Genomic DNA, 12,435 nt, shown 5'->3' with positions numbered 1-12,435 from the left:
AGACAGGCGGGTTCGACGCCCGCGGTGGGGGTAGCAGTCTCCGCAACGGCGGCGGCCGAGCGGTGCGCATCCTTGTCCGCGGGTGTCGTCCCCGTGTCGGTCGTCGTTCTCCGGACCTTTTCCGGGCATTTCCGGACCGGCCTATTCCGGAATTTTCCGGACCTTGGTATCCCCTGCTCCACGCGGAGCCTGGGGAAGGGGGTTTCGTGGTTCGCATCCGAGTCCTGGTCGTCGACGACCACCGCATCTTCGCCGAGTCGCTCGCCGCGGCCCTGGCCGCCGAGCCCGACGTCGACGTCTTCGCCGCCGGCAGCGGCCCGGCCGCGCTGCGCTGCCTGGAACGCGCGGCCGGCGAGGGCCGCCGCTACGACGTCCTCCTGGTCGACGCCGACCTGGGCGGCAACCTGCCCGGCACCCGCCCGGCCGTGCCGGTGCGGGAGGGCAACGAGGAGGGCCTGGTCGACGGGATCTCCCTCGTCGCCGGCGTCCGCACCGCCCAGCCCGCCGTACGGATCGTCGTCCTCGCCGAGAAGGACGACCCGCGCCGCGCGGCCCTCGCCCTCCAGGCCGGCGCCTCCGGCTGGGTCGCCAAGGACTGCTCGCTCTCCCGGCTGCTGACGGTGATCCGGGGAGTGCTGCGCGACGAGACCCATCTCCCGCCCGCGCTGCTCACCGGGGTGCTGAAGGAACTGACGGCCGCCCGCCGGCACCGCACCGAGAGCGAGCGGCTGGTGGAGTCCCTCACCCCGAGGGAGCGGGAGGTGCTGCGCTGCATGGTCGCCGGACTCGGCCGCAAGGCCGTCGCCGAGCGGCTCTTCCTCTCCCCGCACACCGTCCGCACCCATATGCAGAACGTCCTCGGCAAGCTGGGCGTCCACTCCACGCTGGCCGCCGTCGCGCTGGCCCGGCGGGCGGGTGTGGGCCCGGTGGACCTGGGAACGGCCGGGCGGATCGTGCCGGAAGAGACGACGAACAGCGCCTGACCTGCCCGGGTGAGACGAACAGTGCCTGATCAACCCGCCTGATCGGGGCCCGGCGCGGACCGGCGCGAGGCGCGGGACGCAGCCGACGCGAGAGCCTCGGGCGAGCGCGATGAGCGCGGGGTGCCGACGGGTGGCGACGCCGCCGGGGGCGCCATGGTTGTCGGGTGCCGTCGGGTGGCGACGCCCGGCGGGGGCGCGATGAGTGCGGGGTGCCGTCGGGTGGCGACGCCCGGCGGAAGCGCGATGAGTATGGGGTGCCGTCGGGTGGCGGCGCCCGGCGGGAGCGCCCCCTTTCGGGAGCGCGCGCAAGCCCCGCGTCCTCGGCGGGATCCGCCTGGTGGGCGGGGCGCCCTAACCGGGGATGTTGTCGAACGGAGCGGTCAGCTGGCGCAGCAGGCCGGCCAGTTCCGCGCGCTGGGCCCGGGACAGCTCGGCGAGGATCGCCCGCTCCTGCTCCAGCAGGCCCGCCAGCGCCTGGTCCGCGCGATCCCGGCCCACGTCGGTCAGCCGCACCAGTACACCCCGCCGGTCGCTGGGGTCGGGCAGCCGCTCCACCAGGCCCTTCTTCGCCAGCCGGTCGATCCGGTTGGTCATCGTGCCCGAAGTGACCAGTGTCTGCGTCAGCAGCTGGCCGGGGGAGAGCTGGTACGGCGTGCCCGCGCGCCGCAGCGCGGTCAGCACGTCGAACTCCCAGGGCTCCAGCTGATGCTCGGCGAAGGCGAGCCGGCGGGCGCGATCCAGATGCCGGGCGAGGCGGCTCACCCGGCTCAGCACTTCCAGCGGCTCCACGTCGAGGTCCGGACGCTCCCGGCGCCACGCTGCGACCAGCCGATCGACCTCGTCCTCCATGGAGATCAGTGTAGTGGTTGTGTCGACATGAAGTCTCTTGATGTCGAGTCTCTTGACATCGAGAGAAACGGGCGGGGACAGTGGAGGCATGACGCAGCCCACCTGGGACCCCGCCCAGTACCTTCGCCACGCCGGCCACCGGGCCCGCCCCTTCGCCGACCTCCTCGCCCGGATCCCGGACCGGATCCCGGACCGGATCCCGGACCGGATCCCGGACCGGATCCCGGACCGGACCGAGGACCGGACCGAGGGCCGGACCGCGGACCCGACCGCGGACCGGCCCCGCATCGCCGACCTCGGCTGCGGCCCCGGCAACGTCACCGTCCTCCTCGCCGACCGCTGGCCCACCGCCCACATCACCGGGTACGACAACTCCCCCGAGATGCTCGACAAGGCCCACGTCGACCACGAGGGACCCACCCCCCGAGGCGGCAGGCTGGACTTCGCCCACGCCGACCTGCGCACCTGGTCGCCCGAGGAGCCGTACGACCTGATCGTCTCCAACGCCACCCTCCAGTGGGTGCCGGGCCACGCCGACCGCTTCGAGGGCTGGACCGCCGCACTGCGACCCGGCGGCGTCTTCGCCTTCCAGGTCCCCGACAACATCGACGCCCCGCTGCACGCCCTGATGCGCGAACTCGCCGCCGGCCCCCGCTGGCGCGCCCGCCTCGCCGACGTCCTGCGCCACACCGACTCCGTGCACACCCCCGGCGCCTACCTGGACCGCCTCGCCCGCCTCGGCTGCACCGCCGACGTGTGGCAGACCACGTACTTCCACGTCCTGCAGGGCGAGGACCCGGTCCTCGACTGGGTGAAGGGCACCGGCCTGCGGCCCGCCCTGACCGCACTCGCCGACGACCCCGAAGCGCGCGACGCGTTCCTCACCGAATACCGGGACCTGCTGCGCAAGGCCTACCCCGGCGCGCCGTACGGCACCGTCATGCCGTTCCGCCGGCTGTTCGCCGTGGCCGTGAAGGAGGGATGAGAACGCTCGTCGCCCGCCCGGAACCGGCCGCGCGCGAGCCTCAGCTCTTGCGGTGGCCTATCAGCCGCGGCTTCTGCTCCAGCCCGTCCAGACCGTGCCACGCCAGATTCACCAGGTGCGCCGCCACCTCCGCCTTCTTCGGGCGGCGCACGTCCAGCCACCACTGACCGGTCAGCGCGACCATGCCGACCAGGGCCTGGGCGTAGAGCGGGGCGAGCTTCGGATCAAAACCCCGGCTCTTGAACTCACGGCCCAGGATGTCCTCCACCTGGGTGGCGATGTCCGAGATCAGCGACGCGAAGGACCCCGTGGACTGCGGGATGGGCGAGTCCCGGACCAGGATCCGGAAGCCGTCCGTGTACTCCTCGATGTAATCCAGCAGGGCGAACGCGGCCTGCTCGCACAGCTCGCGCGGATGACCGGCGGTCAGCGAGCCGGTCACCATGTCCAGCAGCCGCCGCATCTCGCGGTCCACCACCACCGCGTACAGCCCTTCCTTGCCGCCGAAGTGCTCGTACACCACCGGCTTGGACACCCCGGCCTTCGCCGCGATCTCCTCGACCGACGTGCCCTCGAAGCCCTTCGCCGCGAAAAGGGTGCGACCGATCTCCAGCAGCTGCTGGCGGCGCTCCGCACCGGTCATGCGGGTCCGGCGGGTCCGCCGCGGTTTGTCGTTGCTGGAAGTGCTGCTGGAGTCGGTCGCCACGGCGTCAATCATGCCGCCTCTGCGGTTTCCCTCCGGCGCCGGGAGCCGCCGTCCCCGGTGTTGCGCCGCGAATCGATACGGGAGCGTGACGGCCAGCGCACGTCGTACGCCCAGCCGAGCAGCTCGAACCAGCGGATGAAACGAGCCGACGAATCGATCTGGCCGCGCATCACGCCGTGCCGCGCCGAGGTCGGGTCGGCATGGTGCAGGTTGTGCCACGACTCGCCGCACGACAGGACCGCCAGCCACCACACGTTGCCGGAACGGTCCCGCGACTTGAACGGCCGCTTGCCCACCGCGTGACAGATCGAGTTGATCGACCACGTCACATGGTGCAACAGCGCCACCCGCACGAGTGAACCCCAGAAGAAGGCCGTGCACGCGCCCCACCACGACATCGTCACCAGACCGCCGATCAGCGCCGGCAACGCCAGCGAGAGGGCCGTCCAGAAGACGAACTGGCGGGAGATCGCACGGATCGCCGGATCCTTGATCAGATCCGGCGCGTACTTCTCCTGCGGGGTCTGCTCCTCATCGAACAGCCAGCCGATGTGCGCCCACCACAGGCCCTTCATCAGCGCCGGAACCGTCTCACCGAACCGCCACGGAGAATGCGGGTCACCCTCCGCGTCGGAGAACTTGTGGTGCTTGCGGTGATCGGCCACCCAGCGCACCAGGGGACCCTCGACCGCCAGCGAACCCATGATCGCCAGCGCGATCCGCAGCGGCCGCTTGGCCTTGAACGAACCATGGGTGAAGTACCGGTGGAAACCGATCGTGATGCCGTGGCACCCCAGGAAGTAGAAGAACACCAGCAGGCCCACGTCGAGCCAGCTCACCCCCCGGCCCCAGGCCAGCGGCACGGCCGCCACCAGCGCCAGGAAGGGCACGGTGATGAAGAGCAGCAGCGTGATCTGCTCGATCGACCGCTTCTGCTCACCGCCCAGCGTGGCGGAGGGAAGAGCTGCGTCGGTGGCCTTACGGGCTTCGTCGATCACATCGGAACTTGAGGTCATGCGCGTCCCCTGTGGGGTCGAAGGTCGAGGGTCGAGTCAGACGCCGGGGCCGCCGGCACCGAACGGGAACTCGACGCTCTTCCCTACGGTTCCGTAACCTACGGCGACGTAAGTATGGCAGCGTGACAGGCGGCGGCAAGAGCCCCAGACCCTGCGCGTCCACATCGCCACCTATCCTTGGACTCGGTCGGACAGCGCGGTCCGCTGAAGTTTCCTTCCCGGACGCTCCGGCCCGTATGCGGCGCCCGCCGCGCGGCAGCCGGCCGGGTTCCCCTCCAGACGAGCTTCAACACTGCAAGGAGCCGCACCTGTGAGCAGTGCCGACGACCAGACCACCACGATCAGCAGCGAGCTGCGCGCCGACATCCGCCGGCTGGGTGATCTCCTGGGGGAGACCCTCGTCCGGCAGGAGGGCCCCGAGCTCCTCGAACTGGTCGAGAAGGTCCGCCGCCTCACCCGCGAGGACGGCGACGCCGCCGCCGAGCTGCTGCGCGGCATCGAACTCGAGACCGCGGCCAAGCTGGTCCGCGCCTTCTCCACCTACTTCCACCTCGCCAACATCACCGAACAGGTGCACCGCGGACGCGAGCTGCGCGCCCGGCGCGCCGCCGAGGGCGGCCTCCTCGCCCGCACCGCCGACCGCCTCAAGGACGCCGACCCCGAGCACCTGCAGCAGACCGTCCGGCACCTCAACGTCCGCCCGGTCTTCACCGCCCACCCCACCGAGGCCGCACGCCGCTCGGTCCTCAACAAGCTCCGGCGCATCGCCGCGCTCCTGGACACCCCCGTCCTCGTCTCCGACCGCCGCCGCCACGACACCCGCCTCGCCGAGAACATCGACCTCGTCTGGCAGACCGACGAACTGCGCGTCGTACGCCCCGAGCCCGCCGACGAGGCCCGCAACGCCATCTACTACCTCGACGAACTCCACGCCGACGCCGTCGGCGACGTCCTCGAGGACCTCACCGCGGAACTGGAGCGCGTCGGCGTCAAGCTCCCCGACGACACCCGCCCCCTCACCTTCGGCACCTGGATCGGCGGCGACCGCGACGGCAACCCCAACGTCACTCCCCAGGTCACCTGGGACGTCCTCATCCTCCAGCACGAACACGGCATCAACGACGCCCTCCAGACCATCGACGAACTGCGCGGCCTGCTCTCCAACTCCATCCGCTACGCCGGAGCCACCCCCGAACTGCTGGAATCCCTCGAAGCCGACCTCGGCCGGCTCCCCGAGATCAGCCCCCGCTACAAGCGCCTCAACGCCGAAGAGCCCTACCGGCTCAAGGCCACCTGCATCCGGCAGAAGCTCGAGAACACCAAGCAGCGCCTCGCCACCGGCACCCCCCACGAGACCGGCCGCGACTACCTCGGCACCGGCGAACTGCTGAAGGACCTGCGGATCATCCAGGTCTCCCTGCGCGCACACCGCGGCGGCCTGCTCGCCGACGGCCGCCTGGCCCGCACCATCCGCACCCTCGCCGCCTTCGGCCTCCAGCTCGCCACCATGGACGTCCGCGAACACGCCGACGCCCACCACCACGCCCTCGGCCAGCTCTTCGACCGGCTCGGCGAGGAATCCTGGCGCTACGCCGACATGCCCCGCGAGTACCGCGCCAAGCTCCTCGCCAAGGAACTCCGCTCCCGCAGGCCCCTCGCCCCGACCCCGGCACCCGTCGACGCCGCCGGGCAGAAGACCCTCGGCGTCTTCGAGACCGTCAAGAAGGCCCTCGCGGTCTTCGGCCCCGAGGTCATCGAGTCCTACATCATCTCCATGTGCCAGGGCGCCGACGACGTCTTCGCCGCCACCGTCCTCGCCCGCGAGGCCGGCCTGATCGACCTGCACGCCGGCTGGGCGAAGATCGGCATCGTCCCCCTCCTGGAGACCACCGACGAACTCAAGGCCGCCGACACCATCCTCGAGGACATGCTCTCCGACCCGTCCTACCGGCGCCTGGTCGCGCTGCGCGGCGACGTCCAGGAGGTCATGCTCGGCTACTCCGACTCCTCCAAGTTCGGCGGCATCACCACCAGCCAGTGGGAGATCCACCGCGCCCAGCGCCGACTGCGCGACGTCGCCCACCGCTACGGCGTCCGCCTCCGCCTCTTCCACGGCCGCGGCGGCACCGTCGGCCGCGGCGGCGGCCCCTCCCACGACGCCATCCTCGCCCAGCCCTGGGGCACCCTGGAGGGCGAGATCAAGGTCACCGAACAGGGCGAGGTCATCTCCGACAAGTACCTCATCCCGTCGCTGGCCCGGGAGAACCTGGAACTGACCGTCGCCGCCACCCTCCAGGCCTCCGCCCTGCACACCGCCCCCCGCCAGTCCGACGAGGCCCTCGCCCGCTGGGACGCCGCCATGGACGTCGTCTCCGACGCCGCCCACGCCGCCTACCGCCGGCTCGTCGAGGACCCCGACCTGCCGACGTACTTCCTCGCCTCCACACCGGTCGACCAGCTCGCCGAGCTGCACCTGGGCTCACGGCCCTCCCGCCGCCCCGGCTCGGGCGTCTCGCTCGACGGCCTGCGCGCCATCCCGTGGGTGTTCGGCTGGACCCAGTCCCGGCAGATCGTCCCCGGCTGGTTCGGCGTGGGCTCGGGCCTCAAGGCGCTGCGCGACACCGGCCTGGACACCGTGCTCGGCGAGATGCACGAACAGTGGCACTTCTTCCGGAACTTCATCTCCAACGTCGAGATGACCCTCGCCAAGACCGACCTGCGCATCGCCCAGCACTACGTCGACACCCTCGTCCCCGACGAACTCAAGCACGTCTTCGACACCATCAAGGCCGAACACGAGCTGACGGTCCGCGAGGTCCTCAAGGTCACCGGCGAAACCGAACTCCTCGACGCCCAGCCCGACCTCAAGCAGACCTTCACCATCCGCGACGCCTACCTCGACCCGATCTCCTACCTCCAGGTCACCCTGCTCAAGCGGCAGCGCGACGCCGCCGCCGCGGGCACCGCCCCCGACCCGCTGCTCTCCCGCGCCCTGCTCCTCACCGTCAACGGCGTGGCGGCCGGCCTGCGCAACACCGGCTGACCCGCACAGACACAAGGTGCCCCCGAGGTCGTACGACCCCGGGGGCACCCTCGTCCCACGGCCACCACAAGCCCGGCTACTGCAACGCCACGAACGTCACCGTCAGCAGCCCCGCCCCCGCAAGCGCCAGCACCCACGCCGGCCGGACCAGCCGCATCCCACCCGCGACCACCACCGACGCCAGCAGCAGCGCCCCGCCCAGCGGCACCCACGCGAACAGGATCCCCGCCGGACCGGACCGCACCGCGTCCCCGCCACCGGGCTTCAGCACCACGTCGTACGTCGTCCCCGCACGCACCGCGACCGACTCCTCGATCTCCACCCGCGTACGGGCCCGCGCCCCCGACGACCCGGGCGTGAACGGCCCGCTGCACACATCCCCCGCGCACTCCGTCACCCGGACCGTGCCCCGCTCGCGCCCCTTGGTCAGCATCACGTGCTGTGCGGTCCCCCAGGAACCCCACACCCCGGCGAACACGATCAGCGCGGCGATCGCACCCATCGCCGCGACCCGCCCGAACCGCAGCGCGGACACGGACGCCTGACGGGCGGTACTGGCTGTGGCAGGCATGGCCGGGATCATTGGCCATACCCCTACCACCGGTCAACTCGCGGGGGCGTCCTGGGCGGACAAGTCAGGAGTTGTACGTGCTCTGCGCCCGCTCCAGCCCCTCGATCACCAGACACTCCACCGCATCCGCCGCACGGTCCACGAACCAGTCCAGCTCCTTGCGCTCGGTGGACGAGAAATCCTTCAACACGAAGTCGGCCACCTGCATCCGCCCCGGCGGCCGGCCGATCCCGAACCGCACCCGGTGATAATCCGGCCCCATCGCCTTCGACATCGACTTCAGACCGTTGTGCCCGTTGTCCCCGCCACCCAGCTTCAACCGCAACGTGCCGTAATCGATGTCCAGCTCGTCATGGACCGCCACGACATTCGCCACCGGCACCTTGTAGAAATCCTTCAGCGCGTTCACCGGACCGCCGGACAGATTCATGTACGACATCGGCTTCGCCACGATCACCCGACGGCTCGCCGGCCCGGCCGGACCGATCCGCCCCTCCAGCACCTGCGCCTGCGCCTTCCCCGCCCGCTTGAACTTCCCCCCGATCCGCTCCGCGAGCAGGTCGGCCACCATGAAGCCGACATTGTGCCGGTTCATGCCGTACTCCGGACCGGGATTGCCGAGCCCGACGATGAGCCAGGGGCCGGTGGCGGGAGTGGTCACGTCGATGTCTCCTCATGCAAGGCAACAGCCGCTGCTCCCCCCAAGGGAAGCAGCGGCTGAAGCCGTATGGCTACCGCTGTGGGCAATCGCTCCGCACGGCGATGGTGGTCCCCCCGCTCGGGCGAAGCCGAGACCGGGGAAAGGTGGGCGCAGCCCGCAGTGCCGGGCGCCTCGAAACACGCTCACGACAGCCGCGGCCGAGCCGCCGGCCGGACTCAGGCCTCGGCGGCCTCTTCACCCTCGGCGGCCTCTTCGCCCGCGGTCTCCTCCGCCTGCGCGGCCAGGACCTGAAGGACGACGGCGTCCTCCTCGACGGCCAGGGTCACGCCGCCCGGGAGCTTGATGTCCTTGGCGTGGACGGAGGCACCGGCCTCCAGGCCCTCGACGGAGACCGTGACGGACTCGGGGATGTGCGTGGCCTCGGCCTCGACCGGCAGCGCGTTCAGCACGTGCTCGAGCAGGTTGCCACCCGGGGCCAGCTCGCCCTCGGTGTGCACCGGAATCTCGACCGTGACCTTCTCGCCACGCTTGACCAGCAGCAGGTCGACGTGCTCCAGGAAGCCCTTCAGCGGGTCACGCTGCACGGCCTTCGGAATCGCCAGCTCGCTGGCCTTGCCGTCGATCTCCAGGGAGATCAGGACGTTCGGCGTACGCAGCGCCAGCAGCAGCTCGTGACCCGGCAGGGTCAGGTGCACCGGGTCGGTGCCGTGACCGTACAGAACGACCGGAACCTTGTTGTCACGGCGGATGCGACGAGCCGCACCCTTGCCGAACTCGGAACGGGTCTCGGCGGCGAGCTTCACCTCGGACATGTGGATCACTCCTCGTAGAAACTGGAACGGACGTGGTCACCCGGCCACGAACGGCCTGCTACGAAGAGCGCGTCGATAACGGACCGCCGCGTCCGCATGAACGAACACGGCCTCCCTCGCCGAGCAACTGCGCCAGTCTACTCAGAGGGGGAGGCCGCACTCAAAAGGATCAACGGCTAACGCCGGCGACGACCGAGCAGAAACCTCACTGCTCGTCGAAGAGGCTGGTCACCGAACCATCCTCGAACACCTCACGCACCGCACTCGCAATCGTCGGAGCGATCGACAGCACCTTGATCTTGTCCAGATCACGGCCCAGCTCCGCCGGCGTCGGCAGCGTGTTCGTGAACACGAACTCACTCACCCGGGAGTTCTTCAGCCGATCCGCGGCCGGACCCGAAAGCACACCATGCGTCGCCGTCACGATGACATCCTCCGCACCGTGCGCGAACAGCGCATCGGCCGCCGCACAGATCGTGCCACCCGTGTCGATCATGTCGTCCACGAGGACACACACCCGGCCCTTGACCTCACCCACCACCTCGTGGACGGTCACCTGGTTCGCCACGTCCTTGTCACGCCGCTTGTGCACGATCGCCAGCGGCGCACCGAGCCGGTCACACCACCGGTCCGCCACCCGCACCCGACCCGCATCCGGCGACACGACCGTCAGCTTCTCCCGGTCCACCTTGGCGCCCACGTAATCCGCCAGAAGCGGCAACGCGAACAGGTGATCCACCGGACCGTCGAAGAACCCCTGGATCTGGTCCGTGTGCAGATCCACGGTCAGGATCCGGTCCGCCCCCGCCGTCTTCATCAGATCCGCGATCAGACGCGCCGAAATCGGTTCACGACCCCGGTGCTTCTTGTCCTGCCGCGCGTAACCGTAGAACGGCACGATCACCGTGATGGAACGAGCCGACGCACGCTTCAGCGCGTCGATCATGATCAGCTGCTCCATGATCCACTTGTTGATCGGAGCCGTGTGGCTCTGGATCAGAAAGCAGTCCGCACCACGAGCCGACTCCTGGTAACGGACATAGATCTCACCGTTCGCGAAGTCGAAGGCCTTCGTCGGGACGACCCCGACACCCAGCTGCTGGGCGACCTCCTCGGCAAGCTCGGGGTGGGCGCGGCCGGAGAAGAACATCAACTTCTTCTCGCCGGTCGTCTTGATCCCGGTCACAGCACAGTCTCCTCAGAGGTTGTCTCAGCCAGCCGGCTGCTCGGCGACCTCTCGGCTGGGCATGAGAGGCCGAATCAGCTGGTAAGGGTGCGGGCGCACACGTGCGGATGTGCACTTATCACGGTACGCCGTGTTTGGCGCACCCGTTTCCGGTCAGTCCTCGCCATCACCCTGCCGGGACGCCGCCTCGGCAGCCTTCGCCGCCGCGCTCCCCGGACGCTTCCGGGCCACCCAACCCTCGATATTCCGCTGCTGACCACGGGCCACGGCCAGCGAACCAGGCGGCACATCCTTCGTGATCACGGACCCGGCCGCGGTGTAGGCGCCATCCCCCACCGTGACAGGAGCCACAAACATGTTGTCCGAACCGGTCCGGCAATGCGACCCCACCGTCGTGTGGTGCTTGTCCTGACCGTCATAGTTCACGAACACACTCGCCGCGCCGATGTTCGAGTACTCACCGATCGTCGCGTCCCCCACGTACGACAGATGAGGCACCTTCGTGCCCTCCCCGATCGAGGCGTTCTTCGTCTCCACGTACGTCCCGATCTTGCCCTTCGCACCCAGCCGGGTCCCCGGACGCAGATACGCGAACGGCCCCACACCGGCCCCCGGGCCCACCACGGCACCATCGGACACCGTGTTGTCCACCCGCGCCCCCGCACCCACCCGGGTGTCCTTCAGCCGGCTGTTCGGACCCACCTCCGCACCCTCACCGAGCTGCGTCGACCCGATGAGCAGCGTGTTCGGGTGCACGACGACGTCCCGCTCGAAGGTCACCGTCACATCCACCCAGGTCGACGCCGGGTCCACGACGGTCACACCGTCCAGCATCGCCCGCGTCAGCAGCCGGTCGTTCAGAATGCGCCGCGCCTCCGCGAGCTGCACCCGGTTGTTGATCCCGGCGATCTCACGGTGGTCGCCGGCCACCGAGGCCCCCACCCGGTGCCCGGCCTCCCGCAGGATCCCGAGCACGTCCGTGAGGTACTCCTCACCCTGGCTGTTGTCCGTCCGCACCTTCTTCAGCGCGTCCGCCAGCAGCTGCCCGTCGAACGCGAACACACCGCTGTTGATCTCACGGATCGACCGCTGGGCGTCGGTCGCGTCCTTGTGCTCCACGATCGCGGTGACGGCACCCGTCGCGTCGTCCCGCACGATCCGGCCGTAGCCGGTCGCGTCCGGCACCTCGGCGGTGAGCACGGTCACCGCGTTGCCGTCGGCGTGATGCGTCCCGGCGAGCCGCGCGAGGGTGTCGGCGGTCAGCAGGGGCGTGTCCCCGCAGACGACGACCACGGTCCCGTCCACGGCACCGCCCAGCTCCTCCAGGCCCATGCGCACGGCGTGGCCGGTCCCGTTCTGCTGGGCCTGCACGGCCGTCCGGACGCCGGGGTCGATCTCGGCCAGGTGTGCGGTGACCTGCTCACGGGCGTGGCCCACGACGACGACCAGGTTCGCGGGGTCCAACTCACGGGCCGCGGCCAGAACATGGCCGACCAGGGAACGGCCGCAGATGTCGTGCAGGACCTTGGGTGTGGCGGACTTCATACGGGTGCCCTCACCCGCTGCGAGAACGACGACGGCGGCCGGGCGGATGGCGCTCACGGGGTTGCCCTTCGGCTTTGA

General features: G+C 70.2%; 11 protein-coding genes. 3 read left to right on the top strand and 8 right to left on the bottom strand.

Annotation, left to right across the window (positions count from 1 at the left end; all coding sequences use genetic code 11):
- The first annotated feature begins 206 nt into the window (after positions 1-206).
- A complete protein-coding gene (locus tag JK361_RS22055; RefSeq protein WP_222997073.1) occupies positions 207-983 on the top strand; it encodes a LuxR C-terminal-related transcriptional regulator in 777 nt (258 codons plus the stop codon).
- Between the two features lie 351 nt (positions 984-1,334).
- Here JK361_RS22055 and tamR read toward each other — a convergent pair whose 3' ends face one another.
- Positions 1,335-1,832, bottom strand: a complete 498-nt coding sequence (gene tamR / locus JK361_RS22050; protein WP_201820972.1) for a MarR family transcriptional regulator TamR — start codon at positions 1,830-1,832, stop codon at positions 1,335-1,337.
- A gap of 88 nt (positions 1,833-1,920) precedes the next feature.
- On the opposite strand from tamR, the gene JK361_RS22045 reads away from it, so the two are divergent.
- A complete protein-coding gene (locus JK361_RS22045; protein ID WP_201820971.1) occupies positions 1,921-2,817 on the top strand; it encodes a methyltransferase domain-containing protein in 897 nt (298 codons plus the stop codon).
- Between the two features lie 40 nt (positions 2,818-2,857).
- On the opposite strand, the gene JK361_RS22040 is transcribed toward JK361_RS22045, so the two are convergent.
- Both JK361_RS22040 and JK361_RS22035 read right to left on the bottom strand, forming a co-directional pair.
- Complete coding sequence (locus tag JK361_RS22040; RefSeq protein WP_161294816.1) at positions 2,858-3,535, bottom strand: TetR/AcrR family transcriptional regulator; 678 nt, start codon at positions 3,533-3,535, stop codon at positions 2,858-2,860.
- The gene (locus tag JK361_RS22035) at positions 3,532-4,539 is read right to left on the bottom strand and encodes an acyl-CoA desaturase (protein WP_201820970.1); all 1,008 of its coding nucleotides are present in this window, start codon (positions 4,537-4,539) and stop codon (positions 3,532-3,534) included. The genes JK361_RS22040 and JK361_RS22035 overlap by 4 nt, the downstream gene beginning before the upstream one ends.
- Before the next feature lie 310 nt (positions 4,540-4,849).
- On the opposite strand from JK361_RS22035, the gene ppc reads away from it, so the two are divergent.
- Positions 4,850-7,582: a phosphoenolpyruvate carboxylase gene (gene ppc / locus JK361_RS22030; protein WP_201820969.1), complete on the top strand. Its 2,733-nt coding sequence runs from the start codon at positions 4,850-4,852 to the stop codon at positions 7,580-7,582.
- Between the two features lie 76 nt (positions 7,583-7,658).
- Here ppc and JK361_RS22025 read toward each other — a convergent pair whose 3' ends face one another.
- From JK361_RS22025 to glmU, 5 genes are all read right to left on the bottom strand, one after another.
- Positions 7,659-8,165: a hypothetical protein gene (locus JK361_RS22025; RefSeq protein ID WP_201820968.1), complete on the bottom strand. Its 507-nt coding sequence runs from the start codon at positions 8,163-8,165 to the stop codon at positions 7,659-7,661.
- A gap of 52 nt (positions 8,166-8,217) precedes the next feature.
- Positions 8,218-8,820 carry an aminoacyl-tRNA hydrolase gene (gene pth, locus JK361_RS22020; protein ID WP_201821328.1) on the bottom strand — a complete coding sequence of 201 codons (603 nt, stop codon included), beginning with the start codon at positions 8,818-8,820 and terminating at the stop codon, positions 8,218-8,220.
- A gap of 209 nt (positions 8,821-9,029) precedes the next feature.
- Entirely contained in the window at positions 9,030-9,626 is a 597-nt protein-coding gene (locus tag JK361_RS22015; protein WP_201820967.1) for a 50S ribosomal protein L25/general stress protein Ctc, read from the bottom strand.
- Between the two features lie 205 nt (positions 9,627-9,831).
- On the bottom strand, positions 9,832-10,812 hold the full coding sequence (locus tag JK361_RS22010) for a ribose-phosphate diphosphokinase (protein WP_201820965.1): 981 nt from the start codon (positions 10,810-10,812) through the stop codon (positions 9,832-9,834).
- 153 nt (positions 10,813-10,965) lie between these two features.
- The gene (gene glmU / locus JK361_RS22005; protein WP_201820964.1) at positions 10,966-12,414 is read right to left on the bottom strand and encodes a bifunctional UDP-N-acetylglucosamine diphosphorylase/glucosamine-1-phosphate N-acetyltransferase GlmU; all 1,449 of its coding nucleotides are present in this window, start codon (positions 12,412-12,414) and stop codon (positions 10,966-10,968) included.
- Between the last annotated feature and the right edge of the window lie 21 nt (positions 12,415-12,435).

The organism is Streptomyces musisoli (assembly GCF_016741855.1).
In the GTDB taxonomy this organism is placed as follows: domain Bacteria; phylum Actinomycetota; class Actinomycetes; order Streptomycetales; family Streptomycetaceae; genus Streptomyces; species Streptomyces musisoli.
Note: the sequence above shows the minus strand (reverse complement) of the source record. Positions and strands in the feature narration are given on the sequence as shown.

Bases quoted from the DNA above. Each gene is read 5' to 3' on its own strand.
- JK361_RS22045 (WP_201820971.1), top strand. From the start codon at position 1,921: ATGACGCAGCCCACCTGGGACCCCGCCCAGTACCTTCGCCACGCCGGC.
- tamR (WP_201820972.1), bottom strand. From the start codon at position 1,832: ATGGAGGACGAGGTCGATCGGCTGGTCGCAGCGTGGCGCCGGGAGCGT.
- JK361_RS22015 (WP_201820967.1), bottom strand. From the start codon at position 9,626: ATGTCCGAGGTGAAGCTCGCCGCCGAGACCCGTTCCGAGTTCGGCAAG.
- JK361_RS22035 (WP_201820970.1), bottom strand. From the start codon at position 4,539: ATGACCTCAAGTTCCGATGTGATCGACGAAGCCCGTAAGGCCACCGAC.
- JK361_RS22040 (WP_161294816.1), bottom strand. From the start codon at position 3,535: ATGATTGACGCCGTGGCGACCGACTCCAGCAGCACTTCCAGCAACGAC.
- JK361_RS22025 (WP_201820968.1), bottom strand. From the start codon at position 8,165: ATGATCCCGGCCATGCCTGCCACAGCCAGTACCGCCCGTCAGGCGTCC.